Here is a 26,593-nt window from a genome sequence, read left to right as displayed (position 1 = left end):
GGCCTTTCTGCTTTTTGTGTTTTAGCAGACAGTTACAGGACAAGGGAGGATAAAGAGTATGGTAAAAGTGATCATGCACGGATGCAATGGAAAGATGGGACAGGTTATCACGCGGATGGCAGGGGAAGACCCGGATCTTGCGATCGTGGCCGGCGTGGACATGCGGGCCGAGGCGCGGAACGATTACCCCGTGTTTGCGGATATCGCGGACTGCGATGTGGAGGCGGACGTAGTCATCGACTTCTCCAACGCGGCGGCGGTGGACCATCTGCTGGACTGGTGCGCCGGGAAGCAGATGCCGGTCGTGCTGTGCACCACAGGCCTGTCCGAGGCGCAGCTTGCCAGGGTGGAGGAGACGGCCGGGAGGACGGCGGTCCTTAAATCCGCCAACATGTCCCTCGGGATCAACCTGCTCATGAAGATTCTTAAGGATGCGGCGAAGGTGCTGGCGGCGGAAGGGTTTGACATGGAGATCGTGGAGCGGCACCACAACCAGAAGGTGGACGCGCCCAGCGGCACGGCTATCGCCCTGGCGGACGCCATGAACGGGGCGCTTGCAGAGGACTACAGCTATGTGTACGACAGGAGCCGGGAGAGAAAGAAGAGGGACCGGCAGGAGATCGGCATCTCGGCAGTCCGGGGCGGCACGATCGTGGGCGAGCACGAAGTGATCTTCGCCGGCGAGGACGAGGTCATTGAATTTAAGCATACAGCCTACTCCAAGGCGCTCTTTGCAAAAGGGGCGGTGGCGGCCGCCAAATTCCTTGCCGGAAAGGGACCGGGCCGCTACGACATGTCCGATGTGATCCATATGTAGCGCGGGCCGGAAGGAGTAGCGGTCTCATACCGGAGAAGATCTGAGGCAGGAGGAAGAGCATGAAATTCAGGCCATGTATCGACATACACAACGGAAAAGTAAAACAGCTCGTGGGCGGGAGCCTGCAAGATGACAGGGACCAGGCGCAGGAGAACTTCGTGTCGGAGAAGGGCGCGGCGTACTACGCCCGGCTGTTCCAAAAAGACGGGCTGAAGGGGGGCCATGTGGTCCTCCTCAACCCCGCGTCCTCGCCCTGGTTTGAGGAGGACTGGCAGCAGGCCGCGGCGGCCCTCGCGGCCTACCCGGGAGGACTGCAGATCGGCGGCGGCGTCAATGCGGACAATGCCGCTTCCTATATTAATGCGGGCGCCAGCCATGTGGTGGTCACATCCTACGTCTTTAAGGACGGGGAGGTCCAGTGGAAGAACCTGGAAAAGCTGGCCGGGGCCGTGGGGCGTTCCCGCGTGGTGCTGGACGTGAGCTGCCGGAAAAAGGACGGGAAGTACTATATCGTGACGGACCGCTGGCAGAAATTCACGAAGGTGCAGCTAACGGAGGAGATCCTGTACTGGATGCGGGAGTACTGCGACGAATTCCTCGTCCACGGCGTGGACGTGGAGGGGAAGGCGTCCGGGATCGAGGACGCTCTGGTGGAGCTTCTCTCGGACGTCCCCGGGGTTCCCATCACCTATGCGGGCGGGATCAGCAGCCTTGAGGAGCTGGAGCGGTTCCGCCGGATCAGCGGCGGAAAACTGGACTTTACGATCGGGAGCGCCCTGGATCTCTACGGGGGCAGCGTGCCCTACGACGTGGTAAAAAGCTGTTGAATTGGATAATTGATAGTGATAAAATGTGGAATAGAGTAATTTTTTTGATAAGGAGTAATATATATCATGGGTCTGATAGAGAAAATATTCGGCACGCACAGCCAGAATGAGCTGAAGCGCATCTATCCCATCGTGGATCAGATCGAGGCGCTGGAGGAGGAGATCAAGCAGCTTTCCGACAGCGAGCTCCGGGACAAGACGCGGGAATTCAAGGAGCGTCTGGGCAGGGGCGAGACGCTGGACGACATCCTTCCGGAGGCATTCGCCGTTGTGCGCGAGGCGGCGTCCAGGGTGCTCGGCATGCGCCACTACAGGGTGCAGCTCATCGGCGGCATCATCCTGCATCAGGGCCGTATCGCCGAGATGAAGACCGGTGAAGGAAAGACGCTCGTGTCCACATTGCCGGCTTACCTGAACGCGCTGACAGGCGAGGGCGTGCAGATCGTCACAGTCAACGACTACCTGGCAAAGCGTGACGCCGAGTGGATGGGACAGGTGCATGAGTTCCTGGGCCTGACGGTGGGCGTGGTCCTCAACAGCATGGACAACGACGAGAGGCGGAAAGCCTACAACTGCGATATTACGTATGTGACAAACAATGAGCTCGGCTTTGATTACCTCCGTGACAACATGGTGATCTACAAGGAGCAGCTGGTGCAGAGAGGCCTGAAGTTCGCTATCATTGACGAGGTGGACTCGGTCCTCATCGATGAGGCCAGGACGCCTCTTATCATTTCCGGCCAGAGCGGCAAGTCCACGAAGCTATACGAGGCCTGCGATATCCTGGCGCGCCAGCTGGAGCGGGGCGAGGCGAGCGGCGAGTTCTCCAAGATCAACGCCCTCATGGGGGAGGAGATCGAGGAGACCGGCGATTTCATAGTCAATGAGAAGGAGAAGGCCATCAACCTCACAGAGGACGGCGTGAAGAAGGTGGAGAAGTTTTTCCACATCGAGAACCTGGCGGATCCCGAGAACCTGGAGATCCAGCACAACATCATCCTGGCCCTGCGGGCCCACAACCTGATGTTCCGCGACCAGGACTATGTGGTGAAGGACGACGAGGTCCTGATCGTGGACGAGTTCACCGGCCGCATCATGCCGGGCCGGCGCTACTCCGACGGCCTGCACCAGGCGATCGAGGCGAAGGAGCACGTGAAGGTGAAGCGGGAGAGCAAGACGCTGGCCACCATCACATTCCAGAACCTGTTCAATAAATATGAAAAGAAGAGCGGTATGACCGGTACCGCCCTGACAGAGGAGAAGGAGTTCCGTGAGATCTACGGCATGGACGTGGTGGAGATCCCCACCAATATGCCGGTGATCCGCGAGGACCTGGAGGATGCCGTCTACAAGACCCAGAAGGAGAAATTCCGGGCCGTGTGCGACGAGGTGGAGCGGGCCCACGCCAAGGGCCAGCCGGTGCTGGTGGGCACCATCACCATCGAGGTGTCCGAGCATCTGAGCAGCATGCTGAAGAAGCGGGGCATCAGGCACAACGTGCTGAATGCCAAGTACCATGAGCTGGAGGCCGAGATCGTGGCCCAGGCAGGCCAGCACGGCGCTGTCACCATCGCCACCAACATGGCCGGCCGTGGTACGGATATCAAGCTGGACGACGAGGCCAGGGCCGCAGGCGGACTGAAGATCATCGGCACAGAGCGCCATGAGTCCAGGCGTATCGACAACCAGCTGCGCGGGCGTTCCGGACGTCAGGGGGATCCGGGTGAGTCCAGGTTCTACATCTCCCTGGAGGACGACCTGATGCGCCTGTTCGGATCCGAGCGCCTGATGAACGTGTTCAACGCGCTGGGCGTGGAGGACGGCGAGCAGATCGAGCACAAGATGCTCTCCAGCGCCATCGAAAAGGCCCAGGAGAAGATCGAGAGCAACAACTTCGGCATCCGCAAGAACCTGCTGGAGTACGACCAGGTCATGAACGAGCAGAGGGAGATCATCTACGGGGAGCGCCGCAAGGTGCTGGACGGCGAGAGCATGCGGGATTCCATCTACCATATGATCAGCGAGTACGTGGAGAACCTGGTGGATATGGAGATCTCCGCGGATCAGGATCCGGAGGACTGGGACCTGACAGAGCTGAACGTGGCCCTGAAGAATACGATCCCCATGATCGAGGCCGTGACGCCGGACGACACGAAGAAGCTGGATCAGAAGAAGCTGAAGCACCTCCTGAAAGAGCGGGCGGTGAAATGCTACGAGATGAAGGAGGCGGAGTTCCCGGAGCCGGAGCATCTGCGGGAAGTGGAGCGCGTCGTTCTTCTGAAGGTGATCGACGCCAAGTGGATGGACCACATCGACGATATGGACCAGCTGCGGCAGGGCATCGGCCTGCAGGCGTACGGGCAGCGTGACCCGAAGGTAGAGTACAAGATGCTCGGCTACCAGATGTTCGACGACATGACGAAGTCCATCGAGGCGGACACGATCCGCACCCTGTTCCACATCAAGCTGGAGCAGAAGGTGGAGAGGGAGCAGGTGGCCAAGGTGACCGGAACGAACAAGGACGATTCGGCCGTCCGGGCGCCGAAGAAGCGGGCGGAGAAGAAGATCTACCCCAACGATCCCTGCCCCTGCGGAAGCGGAAAGAAATACAAGCAGTGCTGCGGGCGCAAACAGAGCGCTTAGCTGCAGCGCGGCATACGGTTATACAGGATAGAAAGAGGTGAAGGAAAGTGGTTGTACTGGACGAGTACAAAAGCGAACTTGGCGCTTACGAGGAACCTCTTGCCGGAATGAGGGATTCACTTTGACATCCCCGGCAAAGAGAAGAGAGTCGAGGAGCTGGAGAGAAAGATAGAGGAGCCCGGGTTCTGGGACGACGCGGAGCGGTCCCAGCATGTGATGAAAGAGCTGAAGGACCTGAAGGATTTCCTGGAGTCGGTCCACGGCCTGCAGGAATCCTACGAGGACATTGAGACGCTGATCGAGATGGCCCAGGAGGAGGACGACGAGTCCGTCCTCCCGGAGATCCGCGAAGAACTGCGGGATTTCACAGAGAAGTTTGAGTCCCTGCGCATCCAGACGCTGCTCTCGGGCGAGTACGACGGATGCAGCGCCATCGTCAACCTCCATCCGGGGGAGGGCGGGACCGAGTCCTGCGACTGGACCGCCATGCTCTACCGGATGTACACACGGTGGGCGGAGAAAAAGGGCTACAGCATCCAGGTGCTGGACTACCTGGACGGGGATATCGCGGGCATCAAGAACGTCACCTTCGAGGTGAACGGCATGAACGCCTACGGGTATCTGAAATCCGAGAAGGGAGTGCACCGCCTCGTGCGCATCTCCCCCTTCAATTCAGCCGGGAAGCGGCAGACGTCCTTTGCGTCCTGCGATGTGATCCCGGACCTGGAGGACCAGGTGGGAGACATCGAGATCTCGGACGACGAGCTGAAGATCGACACATACCGGGCCAGCGGGGCCGGCGGCCAGCATGTCAACAAGACGTCCTCCGCCATCCGCATCACCCATCTCCCCACGGGGATCGTGGTGCAGTGCCAGAACGAGCGGTCCCAGCATCACAACAAGGAGAAGGCCATGCAGATGCTGAAGGCCAAGCTGAAGCTTCTGCAGGAGCAGGAGCAGGCCGAGAAAGTGTCGGACATCCGGGGCGAGGTAAAGGAGATCGGGTTCGGCAACCAGATCCGCTCCTATGTCATGCAGCCCTACACGATGGTAAAAGACCGCCGCACCGGGGAGGAGAGCTCAAATGTCACCGCCGTTCTGGACGGGGATCTGGATCCGTTCATGAACGCGTACCTGAAAGCACAGCAGTAGGAAGTAAACACAGCACCGAAAGGGAGGAACTATGGTAAAGATAGCAGTACTTGGATATGGAACAGTGGGATCCGGCGTAGTGGAGGTCATCCGGACCAACCAGGACGTCATCGGCGAGAGGCTGGGGGAGGAGCTTTGCATTAAGTATGTGCTGGACCTGAAGGAGTTTCCGGGGGATCCGGTGCAGGAGATCATCACCCACGACTTTGAGGAGATCGTGAGCGACGATGAGGTGAAGATCGTCGTCGAGGTGATGGGCGGCATCGAGCCTGCATATACATTTGTAAAGCGCTGCCTGGAAGCGGGAAAGAGCGTGGCCACATCCAACAAGGCGCTTGTGGCGAAGCACGGGGCACAGCTTCAGGAGATTGCCCGGGAGCACAATGTGAACTTCCTCTTCGAGGCAAGCGTGGGAGGCGGCATCCCGATCCTGCGCCCCTTAAGGTCCTCCCTCACAGGGGATGTGATCGAGGAGATCGCCGGCATCCTCAACGGGACGACCAACTACATGATGACAAAGATGTTCTACGAGGGGGCCGACTACGACGAGGTGCTGCGGGAAGCTCAGGCAAACGGCTTCGCGGAGCGCAATCCGGAGGCGGACGTGGAGGGATACGACGCCTGCCGCAAGATCGCCATCCTCTCTTCCATCATTTCGGGAAAACAGGTGGATTTTGAAGATATCTACTGCGAGGGCATCACGAAGATCACGGTGGAAGATATGAAGTACGCCCGGGCCATGGGCATGACCATCAAGCTGCTGGCCACCTGCAGGCGGGACGGGGAGAAGCTGAACGCCATGGTGGCGCCCTGCCTTCTGCGGGCGGAGCATCCGCTCTTTGCGGTGAACGGCGTGTTTAACTCCATCTTCGTCCACGGCAACATGCTGGGGGACGCCATGTTCTACGGCAGCGGCGCGGGCAAGCTCCCCACCGCCAGCGCGGTGGTGGGCGACGTGATCGAGGAGGCCCGCAACCTGGACCGGAACCTGGGCGTGATGTGGACGCAGGAAAAACTGGCCCTGGAGGATATGAAGGAAGTGGAGAGACGGTTCTTCGTGCGCATGAAGGGCAGCCTGGAAACGATGCGCCGGTCCGTCGACGATGCCTTCGGCGCGGTGCAGTATGTCCGCGCAGAGGGGCTGGAGGATGAGTTCGGCTTTGTGACAGAGAAGATGCCGGAGGGCGCGTACGACGCCAAAGCGGAGTCTTTCCGCGGGCAGATCGCCGCGATGATCCGGGTGGAAGAATAGAGGCAGGAGAGGAAGACGGATGAAATACGCAGTGGTTCTCGGAGACGGAATGGCGGGCTGGCCGCTGGAGGAACTGGGGGGCAGGACGACGCTGGAGGCGGCGTCCACGCCTGTCATGGACCGGCTTGCCCGGACGGCGCAGATCGGCCTGGCATCCATGGTGCCGGAGGAGATGGCGCCGGGCAGCGACACGGCCAATCTGTCTGTCCTTGGATATGACCCGCGGATCTACTACACGGGGCGCTCCCCTCTGGAGGCGCTCAGCATCGGCGTGGATATGGCGGCGGACGACGTGTCCTTCCGGTGCAACCTGGTGACGCTGTCTGAGGAGGAAGAGCGGTATGAGGACAGGCACATGCTGGATCACAGCTCGGACGAGATCTCCACGGAGGATGCGGCCATCCTCCTTGCAGATCTGAAGAAGGACCTTGAGCGGGAGGGATACACCTTTTACGCGGGGACCAGCTACCGCCACCTGCTTGTGTGGAAGAAAGGGCAGGTGACAGAGCTTGTGCCGCCCCACGACATCCTGACAAAGCGGATCGGGGCGTATCTCCCGGAAGACGCGCAGCTCCGGGAGATGATGGAGAGAAGCTACGATATCCTGTCCGCCCATCCCCTGAACCTGGAGAGAAAGAGGCGGGGGCTCCATCCGGCCAATTCCGCCTGGTTCTGGGGCGCCGGCACGCGGCCGCGCCTGGCCTCCTTCTCTGAAAAGACGGGGATGCGGGGCGTCATGATCTCCGCTGTGGATCTCCTGAAAGGGCTGGCCGCAGGGGCCGGCATGGACCGGGTCCTGGTAGAGGGAGCCAACGGCGGCCTCAACACGAACTATGAAGGGAAGGCGGACGCCGCCGCGCATGCGCTTCTGCAGGACGGGTACGACTTCGCCTACATCCATGTGGAGGCGCCGGACGAGATGGGACACCAGGGGAGCATAGAGAACAAGATCCGCGCCATCGAGTACCTGGACGGCCGGGTGATCGGACGTCTTGCGGACGCGCTGGATGCGGCGGGGGAGGCGTACCGGCTCCTCGTGCTGCCGGATCATCCGACCCCCATCCGGGCCAGGACCCACACGAAGGACCCTGTGCCGTACCTGCTTTACGACAGCCGCCGGGCCGACCCGGGGGATGTCCACACATACGGGGAGAGCGCAGCTGCCGGGAGCAGCCATGTGTGGCCGGACGGATACCGGCTTTTAGACTGCCTGCTGGAGCTGGATCAAAGATAAAGGAAAGAGAGAAGAGAAGATGCTGATTGTAAAGAAATTCGGCGGCAGTTCCGTCGCTGACAAGGAGAGGATCTACAATGTGGCGCAGCGCTGCATTGAGGATTACAGGGAGGGGCATGATGTAGTCGTTGTGCTGTCCGCCATGGGCGACACGACGGACGACCTGATCTCCCTGGCGAAGTCCGTCAATCCGGAACCGAAGAAGAGGGAGCTGGATATGCTGATGACCACCGGCGAGCAGGTGTCCGTAGCCCTGATGGCCATGGCCATGGACGCCATGCACGTGCCTGCGGTGTCCCTGAACGCATTCCAGGTGAAGATGAACTCCACGTCCCGGTACGGGAACGCCCGCTTCAAATCCATTGACACCAAGCGGATCCGCCACGAGCTGGATTCCCGCAAGATCGTCATTGTCACCGGTTTCCAGGGCGTGAACAAGTACGAGGACATCACCACACTGGGGCGGGGCGGCTCCGACACCACGGCCGTGGCCCTGGCGGCGGTGCTCCACGCGGACAAGTGCGAGATCTTCACAGACGTGGACGGCGTGTACACGGCGGACCCGCGGGTGGTGAAAAATGCGAGGAAGCTGGAGGCTATCACGTACGACGAGATGCTGGAGCTGGCCACGCTGGGCGCGAAGGTGCTCCACAACCGGTCCGTGGAGATGGCGAAGAAGTACGGGGTCGAGCTGGTCGTGAGATCCAGCCTGAACCGCAGCGAAGGAACGATTATCAAGGAGAAAGTAAAGATGGAAAAAATGTTGATCACAGGCGTTGCCGCCGACAAAAATACAGCCAGGATCTCCGTTATCGGAGTTGAGGATAAGCCGGGAGTCGCGTTCCGGATCTTCAACACGCTGGCAGCCAACAATATCAATGTGGATATCATCCTGCAGTCCGTGGGCAGGGAGGGGACGAAGGACATCTCCTTCACTGTAGCCGAAGATGAGCTGGGACGCGCCCTGGAGGTGCTGGAGGAGCACAAGGAGGCGCTGACGATCAAGGAGATCACCTACAATGCCAAGGTGGCCAAGATCTCTGTCGTGGGGGCCGGCATGATGAGCAATCCGGGCGTGGCGGCGAAGATGTTCGAGTCCCTGTACAACTCCCACATCAACATCAATATGATCTCCACCTCAGAGATCCGGATTACGGTCCTGATCGACGAGAAGGATATCGACGAGGCCATGAACGCAGTGCACGAAGGATTTGCACTGGCGCTTGTGGAGTAGGAAAGACAGAAGAAAGAAAAACGGATCCGCTGCCTGCGGGTCCGTTTTGCCGTTCAGATGCGGCTGAGGGTGCTGTTGTGGTAGAGCGGGCTGAAGGTGACGTCCTCGCCGAACCAGGCCGGCGGCTGAAAGGCGCGGGCCATCTCCTCGGTGGGGAACTCCACCTCCGCCAGCATGAGGGGGGCCAGGTCGCCCCCGAAGACGTCCAGCTCAATGAAGAGGCCGGTGCCTGCGAGGGGGATGACGTGCCGCACTTTCTCGATGATGCGCCCGTCCGCCTTCGCCTTCAGGTGCTCGTAGGCCTCCCGGGTGAGGGGGAGATTGTACTCCTCGCGCACCATGAGGCCGCTGGATTTATAGGTCAGGATATAGTCGTCATCGTCCCGGCGGATGCGCACCACAGGGGAGGTGCACAGGTAGCCCTGCTCGATGGAGCGGGTCTTCTGTATGGGCAGATCCGGCGGGATCTCGGTGATCAGGTACTTGCGTTCTATCTCCATATGCGTCTCCTTTCCGCAGGCCGCGCCGGCGCCCTGCACACTAAGGATACTGTAAAAAGAGAAAAATGTAAATAAATTGCTTTTTGGAAAGCAGTCTGCTACTATAAACGTATGGGTTGCCGGCCGTACCGGCAGATCAGAAGGAGGAGTCAGGATGAAGAAAGCGGCAGTATTACTTGCAGACGGTTTTGAAGAGATCGAGGCGCTCACGGCAGTGGATCTGCTCAGGCGCGCGAGGATATATGTGGACACCATCTCCATATCGGACGATTACATGGTGAACGGATCCCACGGCATCAACGTACAGACGGAGGATCTGTTTGCCGAGGTGGATTTCGGCGAGTTTGACATGCTCGTGCTGCCGGGCGGCATGCCCGGGACCGCGAACCTGGACGCCCACGACGGCGTGCGCCGGGTCGTGCGGGAGTTCTGTGAGAAGGGGAAGTATGTGGGAGCCATCTGCGCGGCCCCCAGCATCCTCGGGAACATGGGGCTTCTGAAGGGAAAGCGGGGCACCTGCTTCCCCGCCTTTGAGGACCGGATGTCGGGCGCGGTGCTGGTGAAGGCGCCGGTCGTCCAGGACGGCAATATCATCACAAGCAGGGGGATGGGGACAGCCATCGAGTTCGGCCTGAAGCTGGTGGAGGTGCTCACGGACAAGGCAAAAGCGGACGAGATCGCCCAGTCTATCATTTATCTCAAATAAAGCTGGCTATTTTCAGGGGTTTGTGTTATACTCATACAATGAGTGTATGCGAAAGCGCCTGCCTGTCATACACATTCGGAAGAGGGCTTTGCAAGGGCCGCGGCAGGTTAGAAACAGGAGGAATTTTTTCATGAGTTTACAGGTAGAGAAATTAGAGAAGAACATGGCGAAGCTGACCATCGAAGTTTCCGCCGATGAACTGGAGAAAGCGCTCCAGACTGCGTATAACAGACAGAAGTCCAAGATCAGCATCCCGGGCTTCCGCAAGGGAAAAGTACCGCGCCAGATGATCGAGAAGATGTACGGCGCTGAGATATTCTACGATGACGCTGCCAACGCGATCATCCCGAAGGCATATGCCGACGCTTACGACGAGTGCGAGCTGGAGATCGCTTCCCAGCCGAAGATCGACATCGTGCAGATCGAGAAGGGCAAGCCCTTCATCTTCACAGCAGAAGTTGCAGTGAAGCCGGAAGTGACACTTGGCGAGTACAAGGGACTGAAGGTTGAGAAGATCTCCAGCCGCGTGACGCAGAAGGAGATCGATGCGAAGCTGCAGGAGGAAGCGGAGAAGAACGCGAGAACGATCACCGTTGAGGACCGCCCGGTACAGGACGGCGACGAGATCATCCTGGACTTCGAGGGATTCGTGGACGGCGAGGCCTTCGAGGGCGGAAAAGGAGAGAACTATCCGCTGACCATCGGTTCCGGTTCCTTCATCCCGGGATTTGAGGAGCAGCTGATCGGCGTGAACTCCGGCGAGGAGAAGGAAGTGAAAGTTACCTTCCCCGAGGATTACCACGCAGAGGACCTGAAGGGCAAGGACGCTGTGTTCAAGTGCACCGTGCACGAGATCAAGGCGAAGGAGCTGCCCCAGATCGACGACGAGTTCGCAGCGGAAGTGTCCGAGTTTGACACATTAGAGGAGTACAAGGCTGACATCAAAGCCAAGATCAAAGAGCAGAAGGAGTCCGAGGGCAAGACGAAGCAGGAGAACCAGGCCGTAGAGCAGGCCATCGCCAACGCTTCCATGGAGATCCCGGACGCCATGATCGACACACAGGCAAGACAGATGCTGGACGATTTCGCCAGAAGGATGCAGGCCCAGGGCCTGACGATGGAGCAGTACTGCCAGTTCACGGGCCAGACCACAGACAAGATGCTGGAGGACCTGAAGCCCCAGGCAGTGAACCGCATCCAGACACGCCTTGTCCTGGAGGCCATCGCGAAGGCTGAGAACATTGAGATCAGCGACGAGAAGCTGGACGAGGAGATCCAGAAGATGGCCGAGGCGTACAAGATGGAAGCTGACAAGCTGAAAGAGTACATGGGCGAGGAAGAGAAGAAGCAGATGAAAGAGGACATGGCTGTACAGGAGGCTGTGACATTCCTTGTGGAGAATGCAGTTACAGAGTAAGACCGACAGCCGTGGCAGATAGACAGGAGGAATTTGCATGAGTTTAGTACCTTATGTCATTGAGCAGACCAGCCGTGGAGAGCGCTCCTACGACATTTATTCCAGACTTCTGAAGGACAGGATCATCTTCCTTGGAGAGGAAGTGACAGATGTCTCCGCAAGCATTGTGGTGGCGCAGCTTATGTTCCTGGAGGCGGAGGATCCGGAGAAGGACATCCATCTGTACATCAACAGCCCGGGCGGCTCTGTCACAGCGGGAATGGCGATCTACGACACCATGCAGTATATTAAATGCGACGTCTGCACATACTGTATCGGTATGGCGGCGAGCATGGGATCCTTCCTGCTGGCCGGGGGAGCGAAGGGCAAGAGATTTGCGCTCCCGCATGCAGAGATCATGATCCATCAGCCCTCCGGCGGCGCGCAGGGACAGGCGACTGAGATCCAGATCGCTGCACAGCACATCCAGAAGACAAAGGATACCCTGAACAGGATCCTTGCCGAGAACACGGGTCAGCCGCTGGAAGTGATCTGCGCGGATACAGACCGCGACAACTTTATGTCTGCCGAGGAGGCCAAGGCATACGGATTAGTGGATGAAATCATAGTAAGCCGCAAATAAGACCGGGGGGCGGGCGTACCAGGGAGGCAACCTCCCGGTATGCCGGTCCTCCGTTTGTGTTACGAGAACAAACTATATATGAGGTGAGAGTATGGCAGGAAGAAATGACGACCAGGTAAGGTGTTCATTCTGCAATAAGCCCCAGTCCCAGGTGCGCAAGCTGATCGCCGGGCCGGGGGGCGTGTACATCTGTGACGAGTGCATCGACGTGTGCGCGGAGATCATGGAGGAGGAACTGGAATACGAAAACCCCAGAAATATCAATCCCTTTGACGATATCAACCTTCTGAAGCCGGAGGAGATCAAGCATTTCCTCGACGAGTATGTCATCGGCCAGGAGGAGGCCAAGAAGGTATTGTCTGTTGCAGTATACAACCATTATAAACGGATCATGTCCCAGCAGGATCTGGGCGTGGAGCTCAAAAAGAGCAACATCCTGATGCTGGGCCCCACGGGCTGCGGCAAGACGCTGCTGGCCCAGACGCTGGCGAAGATCCTCAACGTGCCCTTTGCCATCGCGGATGCGACGGCCCTGACGGAAGCCGGGTACGTGGGCGAGGATGTGGAGAACATCCTGCTCAAGATCATCCAGGCGGCGGACGGGGATATCGAGAGAGCCGAGTACGGCATCATTTACATTGATGAGATCGACAAGATCACGAGGAAATCGGAGAACCCGTCCATCACGAGGGATGTCTCCGGAGAGGGCGTACAGCAGGCCCTCCTCAAGATCATTGAGGGAACGGTTGCAAACGTGCCGCCCCAGGGAGGCAGGAAGCATCCGCACCAGGAGCTGATCCAGATCGACACGACCAACATCCTCTTCATCTGCGGCGGCGCATTTGAGGGGCTGGAGAAGATCGTGGAGAAGAGGATCGACCAGAAATCCATCGGCTTTAACGCGCAGATCGCGGAGGGGCACGAGGACGACATCGACCGTCTCCTCAGGCAGGTGCTGCCCCAGGATCTGGTGAAGTTCGGCCTGATCCCCGAGCTGGTGGGACGTCTTCCGGTGACGGTGTCCCTGGAGATGCTGGACCGGGAGGCCCTGATCCGCATCCTCACGGAGCCAAAAAGCGCCATTGTCAAGCAGTTCCAGAAGATGCTGGAGCTGGACGGCGTGGAGCTGACCTTTGACAGGGAGGCGCTGGAGGCCATCGCCGACACGACCCTGAAGCGGAAGACCGGCGCGAGAGGCCTGCGGGCTATTATGGAAAATATCATGATGGATACCATGTATCATGCCCCATCTGACGAGACGCTCAGGACATGCCGCATCACGAAGGACGTGGTGGAAGGCAAAGGAGAGCCGATCTGCGGACATGATGATCTGAGGGTTGAGAGCGCGTAGACGCGCTTACGGGGCGGGTGCAAGTAAGATTGCGCCCGCTTCGCTTGTTTCACGAAACGGAAATCTAGATACAGGAGCAGATAAAATGACAGAAAGAGAAGTAAGAAGCCTTCCCATGGTGGCGCTCCGGGGCATGACAGTGCTCCCCGAGATGGTGACCCATTTCGACGTGAGCCGGGAGCGCTCCATCGAGGCCATCAAGGAGGCCATGCAGGAGGACGGGCAGAAGATCTTCCTGACCGCGCAGCTGGATATCGAGGTGGAGGAGCCGTCGGCGCAGGATCTGTGCCAGGTGGGGACCATCGCCTCCATCCGGCAGGTGATCAAGCTGCCCAGGAACCTTTTGCGGGTGCTCATCTCCGGCGAGGAGAGGGCTTCCATCAACACAGTGGAATTTGAGACGCCCTACATGCGGGCGAATGTAACAGTGCTGCCGGACACGGAGGAGGAGCCTTCTCTCTCCCCGGACGCGGCAGCGGACCAGACCGGCCTGGAGGCCATGGCAAGAGGCATGAAGGAGATCTACGCGGAGTACGTCTCCCGCCTCCCGAAGTACCCCAAGGACCTGGCAAAGCAGGTGCAGGAGTACACGGATCTCAAGAAGGTGGTGGACTGGATCGCCGCCAACGTGCCGCTGGACCAGAAGGACCTGCAGGAGCTGCTGGAGGAGACGGATCTCATGAACCGCTATCAGCTGCTGGCGTTCAAGCTTGTCAACGAGATGCAGATCATGAACATCAAGGAGGAGATCCAGAAGAAAGTCCGGGAGCGCGTGGATCAGAACCAGAGGGAGTACATCCTGCGGGAGCAGCTGAAGCTGATCCGGGAGGAGCTGGGGGAGGACAATACGGTCTCCGACGCGGAGGAGTTTGAAGCCGCCCTTGCAAAGCTTCAGGCATCCGATGAAGTGAAAGAGAAGATCCAGAAGGAGATCGGCCGCTTCCGCAGCTCCCTGAACAGCCCGGCCGAGAACGGGGTGATCCGCACCTACATCGAGACCATGCTGGAGATGCCCTGGAACAAGGCGGCGAAGGATCACAGGGACATCGCCTACGCCAAGCAGGTGCTGGAGGAGGACCATTACGGCCTGGAGCAGGTGAAGGAGCGGGTGCTGGAATTCCTGGCGGTCCGCGCCCTGACGACCCGGGGCGAGAGCCCGATCCTGTGCCTGGTAGGCCCGCCGGGAACCGGCAAGACCTCCATTGCCAGATCCCTGGCCCGGGCGCTTAAGAAGCCCTACGTGCGCATTTCCCTGGGAGGCGTGCGGGACGAGGCGGAGATCCGGGGCCACAGAAAGACATACGTGGGGGCCATGCCGGGCCGCATCGCGGCGGGGATCCGCAGCGCAGGCGTGAAGAACCCCCTGATGCTGCTGGACGAGATCGACAAGGTGAGCAATGACTACAAGGGCGATACCTTCTCCGCGCTCCTGGAGGTGCTGGACAGCGAGCAGAACTACCGGTTCCGGGATCACTATCTGGAAGTGCCGCTGGATCTGTCGGAGGTGCTCTTTGTGACCACGGCCAACACGCTGCAGACCATTCCCCGGCCCCTGCTGGACCGGATGGAAGTGATCGAGGTGTCCAGCTACACGGAGAACGAGAAGCTCCACATCGCCATGGAGCACCTGATCCCCAAGCAGTTGGAGAGACACGGCCTGAAGCCGGAGCAGCTCTCCATCAGCCGGGGGGCTGTCTGGAAGATGGCCCGCAACTACACGAAAGAGGCGGGCGTGCGCCAGTTGGAGCGGGAGATCGGCAACATCTGCCGCAAGGCCGCCAGGGAGATCCTGGAGGAGAAGCGGAAAAAGGTGCGCGTCACGGAGACCAATCTCCACAAGTATCTGGGGAAGGAGAAGTACGTCTACCAGATGGCGAACCTGACCGACGAAGTGGGCATCGTGCGGGGCCTTGCCTGGACAAGCGTGGGCGGGGACACCCTGCAGATCGAGGTCAACGTCATGCCGGGCAAGGGGGAGCTCATCCTGACCGGGCAGCTCGGGGACGTGATGAAAGAGTCGGCCCGCACCGGCATCAGCTACATCCGCTCCGTGAGCGGCACCTATGGGATCGCGGAAGATTTCTTTGAGACACACGATATACATATCCATATCCCGGAGGGAGCGGTGCCCAAGGACGGCCCCTCCGCCGGCATCACCATGGCCACGGCCATGCTCTCGGCCGTCACGGGCCGCCGGGTGCGCGCGGATGTGGCCATGACCGGGGAGATCACCCTGCGGGGCAGGGTCCTGCCCATCGGCGGGCTGAAGGAGAAGCTTCTGGCCGCCGGCAGCGCCGGCATGAAGACGGTCCTCATACCGAAAGAGAACGAGAAGGATGTGGAGGAGCTTTCATCCGAGATCACGAAGGGCCTGCGGATCGTGCCTGTATCCCACATGGAGCAGGTGCTCCTGGAAGCCTTTGTGAAGGAAGACTAAGGAGGCAGACATTATGATCATACGAAACATCAACCTGGAGACAGTGTGCGGCATCACAAGCACGCTGCCCAAGAACGACAAGCCGGAGATCGCGTTTGCGGGGAAGTCCAACGTGGGCAAATCCTCCCTCATCAACGCGCTCATGAACCGGAAGTCCTACGCCCGCATCTCGGCCACGCCGGGCAAGACGCAGACCATCAATTTCTACAACATCAACGATGAGATGTACCTGGTGGACCTGCCGGGCTACGGCTATGCGAAGGTGTCCCAGCAGGAGAAGGAGAAGTGGGGCAGGATGATCGAGCGGTACCTGCACACATCCGGAAGGCTGCGGGCCGTCTTCCTCCTCATCGATATCCGCCATGAGCCGTCCGCCAACGACAGGCTCATGTACAACTGGGTGGTGGAGCAGGGGTACAATCCCATCATCATCGCCACCAAGCTGGACAAGATCAAGAGGAGCCAGGTGGACAAACATGTAAAGATGCTGCGCCAGGGGCTGGGGCTTTTGCCTGGCACGAAGGTCATCCCCTTCTCCGCTGTGACAAAGCAGGGGAGGGACGACATCTGGGACCTGGTGGAGCGGGAGTATCTGGACAGGGATACCGCGCAGGAAGAACAGTAGGAAGAGGTGGAGCAGATGGAGACAAACGAAGGAGCAGGCGTCCGGGACGGGCGGCCGTACTGGAAAGTGATCGTCAGCCTGGCGTTCAGCCTGCTGGGGACGGTCCTGTTTATCTATGTGGGAGTAAAGGCCATCTTTTACTTCATGCCCTTTGTGATCGGCTGGTTCCTGTCTTTTATCGCCAGCCCTCTTGTGGTGTGGCTGGAGAGGCGGCTTAAGATCGTGAAAAAGCTCGGATCCGCCATCATCATCATCCTGGTGCTGGCGGCCTGCGTCGGGATCATTTATCTGGCGGTAAGCAGGCTGTGGATCGAGGTGCGTTCCCTGATCCGGGATTTCCCGTCCATGTACCGGGACCTGGAGGCCGGGTTCCGGCAGATCGGGGAGAGCACAGGACAGATCTTCTCCCTTCTGCCGGACGGCGTGCAGGAGGGATTTGACACCGTGATCGCCAACCTGGATGAGACGATGACAGACATCATCGGCAGCATCAGCGAGCCGACGGTGGCTGCGGCAGGCAGCATCGCGAAGCGGATCCCGTCCATTCTGATCTCCGTGATCGTGACGATCATTTCCGCCTACTTTTTTATCGCGGACAGGGAGAACATCATCATCTGGGCCAAGCGGATCTTCCCGGATCCCATTGTGCACAGGATGACCATGGTGACAGACAACTTAAAATATGCCGTGGGCGGGTATTTTAAGGCCCAGTTCAAGATCATGGCCGTGGTGTTCCTCATCCTCCTTGTCGGCTTCGAGATCCTGGATGTGCACTTCTCCATCCTGCTGGCGCTGGCGATCGCGTTCCTGGACTTCCTGCCCTTCTTCGGCACCGGGACCGCCCTGATCCCCTGGGCGGTCTACGAGTTCCTGACCGGCGACTACAAGAGGGTGCTGGCGCTCGTCGTCCTCTACGGGGTGACCCAGCTTGTGCGGCAGCTTATCCAGCCCAAGCTGGTGGGGGACAGCATCGGGCTGACCCCTCTGTTCACCCTTGTGCTCCTCTACACCGGCTACCGGGTGGAGGGCATCTTCGGCATGATCGTGGCTGTGCCCATCGGCCTCATTGTTGTAAACCTGTACAAAGCGGGAGCCTTTGATTACATTCTGGACGATGTAAAGATCCTGGCGGACGGGGTCTTAAGTCTCCGGAAGTGAAAATGATTTTCAAAAATAACAGACCAGGGTATTGCAAAACACCCTGCCAGGGTATATAATAGCACTGAAATACCAACAGGGGGTATAAACAACTGAGCAGAAAAGGAAGGTGACCCTGGTATATGAAGAAAGAAAAATATAACGTGACCGGCATGACCTGCGCGGCCTGCCAGGCCAATGTGACCCGGTGCGTACAGAAGCTGGACGGCGTGACGGATGTGAATGTCAGCCTTCTGGCAAATCAGATGACGGTGGACTACGATGAGACGAAGCTGGACGCCGCCTCCATCATCCGTGCAGTGGAGGGCATCGGCTACGGGGCTTCCGAGGCGGACAAAGCCCCGGAGGCCGGGAGCAGAAAGGGGGGCTTCCGCAGCGAGTGGCAGGCCCGCCAGGACAGGGCTGATGAGGAGCGGCGCAGCATGAAGGTGCGTCTCATCTCATCGGTCATTCTTCTTGTCCCGCTTATGTATGTGGCCATGGGGGCCATGCTCGGCCTCCCCGTCCCGGGCATCCTGACCGGCATGGAGAACGCCATGATCTCGGCCCTCACACAGCTCATCCTCACGGTGCCGGTCCTGGTGCTCAACCGGAAGTTCTATCAGGTGGGGCTGAAGGCACTGGCACACCGGGCTCCCAACATGGATTCTCTGGTGGCCATCGGCTCCGGGGCGTCCCTTGTATACGGGCTCTTCGCCATGTACCGGATGGCCTGGGGGTTCGGGCACCAGGATATGGCGGTGGTGCACGAGTACGCCCACGCCCTGTACTTTGAGTCGTCGGCCATGATCCTGACCCTTGTGACGGTCGGGAAATATCTGGAGGCAAGGTCTAAGGCAAAGACGTCCGACGCCCTCGGCAAACTGGTGGATCTGGCGCCCAAAACGGCGGTCGTCCTGAAGGACGGGCAGGAAGTGACCGTGCCTGCAGAGCAGGTGGCAGCCGGGGACATCGTGGTGATCCGTCCCGGGGAGAGCATCCCGGTGGACGGCGTCGTGACAGAGGGGAACGGCTTCGTGGACCAGGCGGCCATCACCGGGGAGAGCATCCCGGTGGAGAAGCTTCCCGGAGACACCGTGATCTCCGCGACCATCAACAGGAACGGCTCCTTCCGGTTCCGGGCGTCCAGGGTGGGGGAGGACACGACCCTCTCCCAGATCATCCGTCTCGTGGACGAGGCGGGCAACTCCAAAGCGCCCATCGCCAGGCTGGCGGACAGGGTCAGCGGCGTCTTCGTCCCGGTCGTGATCCTCATTGCCATTGTGACGGCCGCCGTGTGGATCCTGGCAGGGCAGACCTTTGAGTTCGCCCTCTCCAACGCCATCTCCGTGCTCGTGATCTCCTGCCCCTGCGCCCTGGGGCTTGCCACCCCGGTGGCCATCATGGTGGGGACCGGCCGCGCGGCGGAGCAGGGCATCCTTGTCAAATCCGCCGAAAGCCTGGAGAATCTCCACTCCATCGACACGGTGATCCTGGATAAGACGGGCACCATCACAACGGGCCATCCCGCTGTGACGGATCTGGAGGTCCTGGACAGGGAGCGGTTTGACGAGCGGTCCTTCCTCGCCCACGGTGCGGCTGTGGAGGCGGGGAGCGAGCATCCCCTGGCCCAGGCCGTGGTAGAGCGGGCAAAGAAAGACGGAGCCATGCACCTGCAGGCCCGTCTCTTTGAGGCCCGGCCCGGCCGGGGCGTGACGGCCCGGGTGGAAGAAAGTGACTGGCTGGCCGGCAACCTGGCCTTTGTGGAGGAAGAGCAGGGCTTTCTAGACGCGGCGGAGAAAGAGAGGGTTGCCGCCCGCATGCGGACGTACGCCTCCCAGGGAAAGACCCCCCTCCTCTTCGTCTGCGACGGACGCCCGGCGGGCATCATCGCCGTGGCGGACACAGTGCGGGAGACGAGCCGGCACGCCATACGCAGATTGAAGGAAATGGGACTTACGGTGGTCATGCTGACCGGCGACAACAAGGTGACGGCTGAGGCCATCCAGAAGGAGCTGGACATCGCCGAGGCTGTGTCGGACGTGCTGCCCACCCAGAAGGAGGCCTGCGTCCGCTCCTGGCAGGAGAAAGGCCATAAGGTGGCCATGGTGGGGGACGGCATCAACGACGCGCCGGCTCTCATCCGGGCCGACATCGGCATCGCCATCGGGGCGGGTACGGACATTGCCATCGAGTCGGCGGACGTGGTGCTCATGAAGGATTCCCTGCAGGACGTAGTGACGGCCATCGAGCTGAGCAGGGCTGTCATCCGGAACATCCACATGAACCTGTTCTGGGCGTTCTTCTACAACATCCTGGGCATCCCTGTGGCGGCGGGCGTCCTGTTCCCGGCCTTCGGTCTGCGCTTAAGCCCCATGATCGGCTCCGCAGCCATGAGCCTGTCCTCCGTGTGCGTGGTGACCAACGCGCTGCGGCTGCGGTTCTTTCAGGCTCCGGGTACAGCAGATGCGGACGAGGAGGCACGGACAGAGAACAGGGCGGCTCCGGACGGGATGGATGGAAAAGAAGAAAATGAAAACAGGAAAGGACTGGTAACGATGAAGAAAGTACTGACAGTAGAAGGTATGATGTGCAACCACTGCAAGATGCACGTGGAGAAGGCCCTGGCGGGCGTGGCGGGCGTGGAGAGCGCCGAGGTGGACCTGGAGGCAAAGACAGCCACCGTCTCCCTCAAAGAGGACGTGGCGGACCAGGTGCTCCTGGATGCGGTGAAGGACGCCGGATATGAGCCGGTGAGCTGCCAGGCACAGTAAAAAGGATCTTGCGGGACGACTTCGGTCGTCCCTTTTTTTAATGAAGCTGACAGATGCAAAAAAAACTCTTTATAAAACGGAAATATGTGTTATAATTTAGTTAAAATTAATTTTAATAAAATGTATTTTAATAAAAACGATTTCCGGGGAAACTGAAACAGTGAATGGAGGGATATTGTGGAGCGCTTTATCGGGCGGAAAGAAGAGTTGAAAAAACTGAATGAACTGTATGAAACAGAAGGATTTCATATGGCGGTTATTTACGGGAGAAGGCGGATTGGAAAATCTACGCTGCTTACGAAGTTTATTCAGGATAAAAAGGCAGTGTATTACGTGGCGACAAAAGTCGGATCAAGGCGGAATACAGAACTTCTGAGTAAAGAAGTGATGGCTGTTCTTGCACCTGCTATGGCGCAAGTGTCATTTCATGAGCTGGAAGACGTTCTTTCTTTTGTAAGCGCTCAGATCTCTGACGAAAAGATCGTGTTTATTATTGATGAGATACCTTATTGGGCTGAAAAAGACGAAAGTGTACTTTCTGTTTTCCAGAAATATGCGGACGGAGACTGGGCAAAGAAAAATATGTTGTTTATAGTATGCGGTTCTTCGCTAAGCTTTATGGAAGATAAAGTATTAAGTGAAAAAAGTCCGTTGTTTGGACGGCGGACGATACAGATCCGGCTGGAGCCGTTCGACTATCTTGAGTCGGCAGAGTTCGTCCCGGGATATTCGAATGAAGATAAGGCCGTCTGTTACGGGATCACAGGAGGAGTGGCGAAATATCTTTCGATGCTGGATGACAGCAGGAGCCTGGATGAAAATATCACGGAACAGTTCTTTACAAAAACAGGATATCTGTATGATGAGGCGCGGAATCTCCTCGCACAGGAATTTTCGGATACGGCGATCGTAAATAACATTATCGAGCAGATCGCATCAGGAGAAACTGCGCTGAATATCATTGCAGATAAAATACATGAAAAGGAAGCCACGGTTCTCTATTCACTGAATAAACTGATCAGTGTGGGACTGGTAGAAAAAAGACATTGTATTACAGAAGAAAAGAACCGGAAGAAAACACAATATATCCTGAAAGATCAGATGTTCCGTTTCTGGTATGCCTTTGTTCCTGCCGCGGCAAGCTCTGTCGAGATAGGAAAGGGAGATGTGTATTACAATAAAATTGTCAGGCCGCAGCTTCATACTTTCATGGGAAACGTATTTGAGGAAATGTGCCGGTATTATATACTTCGGGAAGGACTGGACGGGAACCTGAACTGTTTTGTGACGCAGGTCGGGACCTGGTGGGGGACGGAGATCATCGAAAATGACGCAGGTCAGAAAAAGATACAGAGCGCAGATGTGGATGTAGTCGGACTGGCGCCATCTGAGAGGGCAATGATCGTGGGAGAATGTAAATTCAGGAATGAGAAGACCGGCCGGGACGTGCTGGAAACACTGGTGCGAAGGAGCAGAGCGATCCCATCACACTACAGAATTGTTCAGTACCTGCTGTTTTCCAGAGGCGGATTTACAGGATGGTATGAGAAGGAGGCCCCTGAGGATGTGAGGACGTTCAGTCTGGATGATTTATACAGGAAATAAACAGAAAAAACAGGAGAAAGAGCGGGAGGAAAAGCGATGTCAAATGCAGTGGTTACATTAAAGAAAGGCGCAGGGCGCACCTTCAAGCAGGGCGGTCCCTGGATCTATGATAATGAGATAGAGAGCATCATGGGGAGCTTCGCGGACGGGGATATCGTTGCCGTCCATGATTTTGACGGGTATCCCCTGGGGAAAGGATTCATCAACCGGCATTCCAAACTGACAGTCCGCATGATGACAAGAGACCGGGACGCACAGATCGATGAGGCGTTTATCCGGATGCGCGTGCAGAATGCGTGGGAGTACCGGAAGAAAGTCATGGACGACATTTCCAGCTGCCGCGTCATCTTCGGCGAAGCGGACTTCCTGCCGGGTCTGGTGGTCGATAAATTCGCCGACGTGCTGGTGGTGGAGTCCCTGGCGCTGGGGATCGACCGGTTCAAGGGGATGATCGTGGATATCCTGAAAGAACTGATGGAGGCCGACGGCATCCACATCCGGGGCGTCTATGAGCGGAGCGACGCCAAGGTGCGCGAACAGGAAGGAATGGAGCGCATCAAGGGTTTCCTCGGCGAACCCTTCGACACGAAAGTAGAGATCCTGGAGAACGGCGTGCGCTACTACGTGGATGTCAAAGACGGGCAGAAGACCGGATTCTTCCTGGATCAGAAATACAACCGCCGGGCAGCGGCGAACCTGTGCAGAGGCGCCCGGGTGCTGGACTGCTTTACCCACACCGGCTCCTTCGCCCTCAACGCGGGACTGGCCGGGGCGGAGCATGTGCTGGGCGTGGACGCCTCGGAGCTGGGCGTGGCCCAGGCAAGAGAAAACGCGGAACTGAACGGCCTTTCCGACCGGGTGGAATTTCTCTGCGAGGATGTGTTCGAGCTGCTCCCGCGGCTGGAGAAGCAGGGAGAGAAGTTCGACGTGGTCATCCTGGACCCGCCGGCCTTTACAAAGTCCAGAAGCTCCATCAAGAAAGCGGTAAAAGGTTATCGTGAGATCAACCTGCGTGGGATGAAGCTGGTGAAAGACGGCGGTTACCTGGCGACCTGCTCCTGCTCACATTTCATGGATCCGGAGCTCTTTGCCAAGACCATCGGGCAGGCGGCGCAGAATGTGCATAAGCGGCTGCGGCAGGTGGAGTTCCGCACACAGGCGCCGGATCATCCGATCCTGTGGGGAGCCGGGGATTCGTACTATCTGAAGTTTTATATCTTCCAGGTGTGCGAGGAGAAATAGGGGCGGAAACGTCCGGAAAGCCCTGACAGTTAATAGTAAAACTGCCAGGGCTTTTTGCTGACAAAATGGAAATTCTGTAAATGTTCCAAAGGTAAAATTGCCGGAAGAACAAGGATTTTCAACTGGTGAAGTAAATTATTATACCTACCCAAACTGGGGAATGCTTTTGTGCCGATGTGAAGCAGGTAAGAATGCTTCTAATGCGATTTTTTCTTTTGATGATGCAAACTTGGCTCAGCAAGAGATTGAGCAACGACTGGACACATGTTATAAAAGGATTCAAGAATAATTATATAAAGAATTTCTTCCTCTGTTTCGGTTGACTTTTTGCTTTCCCTATGAGTTGATATGTTTTTCAAACCGTCTCATTGCATGAAGTATTACACTTCATTATAATTAGGGTAGGAAATGTCAGGAGAGGGCAAACAAAGATAAAAGGTTGAAATATATGGGAGTAACCGCCATGAAAAGAAACATACTGTGTATTCTACTTCTATTTGGAATTGTTGTTTGTATGACGGGCTGTAATATAAACAACATATTCAAAACTGAAGAAGAGAAAAATGATGAAAAATGCCAGCAAATAATAATGGCGATAGAAAATCACGACGCCGATGCATTAAAAGGACTTTTTTCAGAAACAGCTCTTCATGAAACAAGCGATTTCAGCGAGGGATGTGATTATCTTTTTTCAGAATACCACGGAACGGTTGAGTCTATTAAAAGGACAAGATACTCAAGTAACACCCATTATGAATCGGGAAAACATGCCAGAGAAATTGATTGTGAATATGAGATAACAACATCAGAAGAAACATATTTTCTCTATTTTAATGATTGGGAAAGCAACACCATTGATCCAGAAAAGGAAGGCTTATATTCTGTTAAAATGGTAACATTAGAAATCAAGGATAATACGGAAAATTTTGATCCGGGAAGCCGCAATAAAAGGGCTGGAATATATTATCCTGCATGGGATGAATAAGATTACTCAAATATTGATAAAGTATGTTTTTATGTCTGTCCTTCCTGTGGAAATATTTTGGTGAGCACAGGAAGTGCCTCTATCTTCTGCTGCGGAAGAAAGTTAGAACGTATCTTGCCTACTGTTGCAACTATTACACCAAAAATCACGGTAGAGGAAATAGATACTGATTACTTTGTCACTTTTGACCATCCAATGACCAAAGATCATTATCTTTCTTTTGTGGCCTGTGTTAAAAGTGACAGAGTATTTCTAAATCGCTTGTACCCAGAACAAAGTCCAACTTGTAGGTTTCCTATAACTACCGGTGGCAAACTATTTGTTTATTGTATTAAGCATGGCTTATCGGTATATTCAGGTAATCTATAATTAAATCAATATTATCTTCCTGAGATGTATATGTTTGTTGTACTGTCCGTGGCTTTTTTCAATTTTAAACGTTGTTTAAAACAACTTATTGTGTTAAAATATATGCTGATACAAATAAGAGTTTAGGAGGAACCGAAACTATGACAGCCTCAATGCGTTTAAGATAAGCTGGCAATAAAAAAGCAGAATCTATCCCCGATGATAGGCTTTTTTGTTGTGCTTATTTATACGATATTGAGCATTCATTAGTTACGGTGAGATATAAGTTATTTAACTATACCTTTATTTAACTATGTCTTTAATATGAATGTTTCCAAATTGTATGTATGCAGACCAAAAGCCACATTGTGGATTTAGGACTGCATTTTTTATTGCCTAGAATGCTATTCAAAATAGAAATTCAAGCAAAATAATATGCAGGAGATAATATAAATGGAAAAATACAACAATTGGAAACTTAAGTTTTATACAATATGGGCAGGGCAGGCAGTATCATTAATCACTAGTGCCATCCTGCAAATGGCGATCATTTTTTACCTTACAGAGAAAACAGGATCTGCGATGGTCTTGTCTATGGCTTCACTAGTAGGTTTTTTACCCTATGCGGTCTTTGGACCAGCTATTGGTGTATTAGTGGATCGTCATGATAGGAAGAAGATAATGATTGGTGCTGATTTAATTATCGCAGCAGCTGGGGCAGTGCTTGCTATTGTTGCATTGTATATGGAGCTACCTATCTGGATGGTTATGGTAGTATTGTTTATCCGTAGCATTGGAACGGCTTTTCACACCCCGGCTCTCAATGCGGTTACGCCACTTTTAGTACCAGAAGAACAGCTTACGAAATGTGCAGGCTATAGTCAGTCTTTGCAGTCTATAAGCTATATTGTTAGTCCGGCGGTTGCAGCACTCTTATACTCCGTTTGGGAACTAAATGCTATTATTGCCATCGATGTATTGGGTGCTGTGATTGCATCTATTACGGTAGCAATTGTACGTATTCCTAAGCTGGGTGATCAAGTGCAAAGTTTGAAACCAAATTTCATACGAGAAATGAAAGAAGGAATGGCTGTACTACGGCAAAATAAAGGATTATTTGCTTTATTACTCGTTGGAACATTATATATGTTTGTTTATATGCCCATAAATGCTTTATATCCTTTAATCACTATGGAATATTTTAATGGTACACCGATGCATATTTCTATTACGGAGATTGCTTATGCCTCTGGGATGTTGATAGGGGGTCTATTATTAGGGTTATTTGGGAATTACCAAAAGCGAATCTTATTAATAACGGCATCCATTTTTATGATGGGGATAAGCTTAACCATTTCAGGATTACTTCCCCAAAGTGGATTTTTCATATTTGTAGTCTGCTGTGCAATAATGGGGCTTTCGGTTCCGTTTTACAGCGGTGTGCAAACAGCTCTTTTTCAGGAGAAAATTAAGCCTGAATATTTAGGACGTGTATTTTCTTTAACTGGAAGTATCATGTCTCTTGCTATGCCAATTGGGTTAATTCTTTCTGGATTCTTTGCTGATAGAATCGGTGTAAATCATTGGTTTTTACTATCAGGTATTTTAATTATTTGCATTGCAATAGTTTGCCCAATGATAACTGAGATTAGAAAATTAGATGCAAAATAAAATAAAGGAGTGTG

General features: G+C 56.0%; 21 protein-coding genes. 20 read left to right on the top strand and 1 reads right to left on the bottom strand.

What is annotated here, in order from left to right:
* Window positions 1-58 precede the first annotated feature (58 nt).
* From dapB to H6A20_RS06175, 7 genes are all read left to right on the top strand, one after another.
* Window positions 59-817 (top strand): 4-hydroxy-tetrahydrodipicolinate reductase, encoded by a 759-nt coding sequence (gene dapB / locus H6A20_RS06205; RefSeq protein WP_204906266.1) that lies wholly within the window; start codon window positions 59-61, stop codon window positions 815-817.
* A 59-nt stretch (window positions 818-876) separates the two neighbouring features.
* A complete protein-coding gene (gene hisA, locus H6A20_RS06200) occupies window positions 877-1,644 on the top strand; it encodes a phosphoribosylformimino-5-aminoimidazole carboxamide ribotide isomerase (protein ID WP_204906265.1) in 768 nt (255 codons plus the stop codon).
* 66 nt (window positions 1,645-1,710) lie between these two features.
* A complete protein-coding gene (gene secA, locus H6A20_RS06195; RefSeq protein ID WP_204906264.1) occupies window positions 1,711-4,287 on the top strand; it encodes a preprotein translocase subunit SecA in 2,577 nt (858 codons plus the stop codon).
* 47 nt (window positions 4,288-4,334) lie between these two features.
* Window positions 4,335-5,439, top strand: a protein-coding gene (gene prfB, locus H6A20_RS06190; RefSeq protein WP_204906263.1) for a peptide chain release factor 2 whose coding sequence is annotated in 2 segments (ribosomal slippage) — window positions 4,335-4,409 and window positions 4,411-5,439 — 1,104 coding nt in all. Because the reading frame shifts where the segments join, the coding sequence is not laid out codon by codon here.
* Window positions 5,440-5,470: 31 nt separating this feature from the next.
* The gene (locus H6A20_RS06185; RefSeq protein WP_204906262.1) at window positions 5,471-6,691 is read left to right on the top strand and encodes a homoserine dehydrogenase; all 1,221 of its coding nucleotides are present in this window, start codon (window positions 5,471-5,473) and stop codon (window positions 6,689-6,691) included.
* Between the two features lie 19 nt (window positions 6,692-6,710).
* Window positions 6,711-7,925 (top strand): cofactor-independent phosphoglycerate mutase, encoded by a 1,215-nt coding sequence (locus H6A20_RS06180; protein WP_204906261.1) that lies wholly within the window; start codon window positions 6,711-6,713, stop codon window positions 7,923-7,925.
* A gap of 19 nt (window positions 7,926-7,944) precedes the next feature.
* Complete coding sequence (locus tag H6A20_RS06175; protein ID WP_204906260.1) at window positions 7,945-9,159, top strand: aspartate kinase; 1,215 nt, start codon at window positions 7,945-7,947, stop codon at window positions 9,157-9,159.
* A 53-nt stretch (window positions 9,160-9,212) separates the two neighbouring features.
* Here the strand turns inward: H6A20_RS06175 and H6A20_RS06170 are convergent, their stop codons facing one another.
* Window positions 9,213-9,659: a CYTH domain-containing protein gene (locus H6A20_RS06170; RefSeq protein WP_204906259.1), complete on the bottom strand. Its 447-nt coding sequence runs from the start codon at window positions 9,657-9,659 to the stop codon at window positions 9,213-9,215.
* A 154-nt stretch (window positions 9,660-9,813) separates the two neighbouring features.
* Here H6A20_RS06170 and H6A20_RS06165 point away from each other — a divergent pair, with 154 nt between their 5' ends.
* The 13 genes from H6A20_RS06165 to mef(A) all read left to right on the top strand — a co-directional run bounded on the left by H6A20_RS06165 (window position 9,814) and on the right by mef(A) (window position 26,579).
* Window positions 9,814-10,365, top strand: a complete 552-nt coding sequence (locus H6A20_RS06165) for a DJ-1 family glyoxalase III (protein WP_204906258.1) — start codon at window positions 9,814-9,816, stop codon at window positions 10,363-10,365.
* A gap of 130 nt (window positions 10,366-10,495) precedes the next feature.
* Window positions 10,496-11,782: a trigger factor gene (gene tig / locus H6A20_RS06160; protein ID WP_204906257.1), complete on the top strand. Its 1,287-nt coding sequence runs from the start codon at window positions 10,496-10,498 to the stop codon at window positions 11,780-11,782.
* A gap of 37 nt (window positions 11,783-11,819) precedes the next feature.
* Window positions 11,820-12,404, top strand: coding sequence for an ATP-dependent Clp endopeptidase proteolytic subunit ClpP (gene clpP, locus H6A20_RS06155; protein WP_204906256.1), 585 nt, complete (start codon window positions 11,820-11,822; stop codon window positions 12,402-12,404).
* 91 nt (window positions 12,405-12,495) lie between these two features.
* Window positions 12,496-13,755: an ATP-dependent Clp protease ATP-binding subunit ClpX gene (gene clpX, locus H6A20_RS06150; protein ID WP_204906255.1), complete on the top strand. Its 1,260-nt coding sequence runs from the start codon at window positions 12,496-12,498 to the stop codon at window positions 13,753-13,755.
* A gap of 85 nt (window positions 13,756-13,840) precedes the next feature.
* Complete coding sequence (gene lon / locus H6A20_RS06145) at window positions 13,841-16,192, top strand: endopeptidase La (protein ID WP_204906254.1); 2,352 nt, start codon at window positions 13,841-13,843, stop codon at window positions 16,190-16,192.
* 13 nt (window positions 16,193-16,205) lie between these two features.
* Complete coding sequence (gene yihA / locus H6A20_RS06140) at window positions 16,206-16,817, top strand: ribosome biogenesis GTP-binding protein YihA/YsxC (protein ID WP_204906253.1); 612 nt, start codon at window positions 16,206-16,208, stop codon at window positions 16,815-16,817.
* 15 nt (window positions 16,818-16,832) lie between these two features.
* A complete protein-coding gene (gene ytvI, locus H6A20_RS06135; RefSeq protein ID WP_204906252.1) occupies window positions 16,833-17,975 on the top strand; it encodes a sporulation integral membrane protein YtvI in 1,143 nt (380 codons plus the stop codon).
* 122 nt (window positions 17,976-18,097) lie between these two features.
* Entirely contained in the window at window positions 18,098-20,728 is a 2,631-nt protein-coding gene (locus H6A20_RS06130) for a heavy metal translocating P-type ATPase (protein WP_204906251.1), read from the top strand.
* Window positions 20,729-20,905: 177 nt separating this feature from the next.
* Window positions 20,906-22,333: an ATP-binding protein gene (locus H6A20_RS13885; RefSeq protein WP_338106608.1), complete on the top strand. Its 1,428-nt coding sequence runs from the start codon at window positions 20,906-20,908 to the stop codon at window positions 22,331-22,333.
* Between the two features lie 36 nt (window positions 22,334-22,369).
* A complete protein-coding gene (locus H6A20_RS06120) occupies window positions 22,370-23,575 on the top strand; it encodes a class I SAM-dependent rRNA methyltransferase (RefSeq protein ID WP_204906250.1) in 1,206 nt (401 codons plus the stop codon).
* Between the two features lie 97 nt (window positions 23,576-23,672).
* Window positions 23,673-23,864 carry a hypothetical protein gene (locus H6A20_RS06115; RefSeq protein WP_204906249.1) on the top strand — a complete coding sequence of 64 codons (192 nt, stop codon included), beginning with the start codon at window positions 23,673-23,675 and terminating at the stop codon, window positions 23,862-23,864.
* A 159-nt stretch (window positions 23,865-24,023) separates the two neighbouring features.
* Window positions 24,024-24,560, top strand: a complete 537-nt coding sequence (locus H6A20_RS06110; RefSeq protein WP_243426149.1) for a DUF5104 domain-containing protein — start codon at window positions 24,024-24,026, stop codon at window positions 24,558-24,560.
* An 801-nt stretch (window positions 24,561-25,361) separates the two neighbouring features.
* A complete protein-coding gene (mef(A), locus tag H6A20_RS06105; protein ID WP_027625762.1) occupies window positions 25,362-26,579 on the top strand; it encodes a macrolide efflux MFS transporter Mef(A) in 1,218 nt (405 codons plus the stop codon).
* Window positions 26,580-26,593 lie beyond the last annotated feature (14 nt).

This window comes from Mordavella massiliensis (genome assembly GCF_016901695.1).
Classification (GTDB): domain Bacteria; phylum Bacillota; class Clostridia; order Lachnospirales; family Lachnospiraceae; genus Claveliimonas; species Claveliimonas massiliensis_A.
Note: the sequence above shows the minus strand (reverse complement) of the source record. Positions and strands in the feature narration are given on the sequence as shown.

Bases quoted from the DNA above. Each gene is read 5' to 3' on its own strand.
- dapB (WP_204906266.1), top strand. From the start codon at position 59: ATGGTAAAAGTGATCATGCACGGATGCAATGGAAAGATGGGACAGGTT.
- hisA (WP_204906265.1), top strand. From the start codon at position 877: ATGAAATTCAGGCCATGTATCGACATACACAACGGAAAAGTAAAACAG.
- secA (WP_204906264.1), top strand. From the start codon at position 1,711: ATGGGTCTGATAGAGAAAATATTCGGCACGCACAGCCAGAATGAGCTG.
- H6A20_RS06185 (WP_204906262.1), top strand. From the start codon at position 5,471: ATGGTAAAGATAGCAGTACTTGGATATGGAACAGTGGGATCCGGCGTA.
- H6A20_RS06180 (WP_204906261.1), top strand. From the start codon at position 6,711: ATGAAATACGCAGTGGTTCTCGGAGACGGAATGGCGGGCTGGCCGCTG.
- H6A20_RS06175 (WP_204906260.1), top strand. From the start codon at position 7,945: ATGCTGATTGTAAAGAAATTCGGCGGCAGTTCCGTCGCTGACAAGGAG.
- H6A20_RS06170 (WP_204906259.1), bottom strand. From the start codon at position 9,659: ATGGAGATAGAACGCAAGTACCTGATCACCGAGATCCCGCCGGATCTG.
- H6A20_RS06165 (WP_204906258.1), top strand. From the start codon at position 9,814: ATGAAGAAAGCGGCAGTATTACTTGCAGACGGTTTTGAAGAGATCGAG.
- tig (WP_204906257.1), top strand. From the start codon at position 10,496: ATGAGTTTACAGGTAGAGAAATTAGAGAAGAACATGGCGAAGCTGACC.
- clpP (WP_204906256.1), top strand. From the start codon at position 11,820: ATGAGTTTAGTACCTTATGTCATTGAGCAGACCAGCCGTGGAGAGCGC.
- clpX (WP_204906255.1), top strand. From the start codon at position 12,496: ATGGCAGGAAGAAATGACGACCAGGTAAGGTGTTCATTCTGCAATAAG.
- lon (WP_204906254.1), top strand. From the start codon at position 13,841: ATGACAGAAAGAGAAGTAAGAAGCCTTCCCATGGTGGCGCTCCGGGGC.
- yihA (WP_204906253.1), top strand. From the start codon at position 16,206: ATGATCATACGAAACATCAACCTGGAGACAGTGTGCGGCATCACAAGC.
- ytvI (WP_204906252.1), top strand. From the start codon at position 16,833: ATGGAGACAAACGAAGGAGCAGGCGTCCGGGACGGGCGGCCGTACTGG.
- H6A20_RS06130 (WP_204906251.1), top strand. From the start codon at position 18,098: ATGAAGAAAGAAAAATATAACGTGACCGGCATGACCTGCGCGGCCTGC.
- H6A20_RS06120 (WP_204906250.1), top strand. From the start codon at position 22,370: ATGTCAAATGCAGTGGTTACATTAAAGAAAGGCGCAGGGCGCACCTTC.
- H6A20_RS06110 (WP_243426149.1), top strand. From the start codon at position 24,024: ATGGGAGTAACCGCCATGAAAAGAAACATACTGTGTATTCTACTTCTA.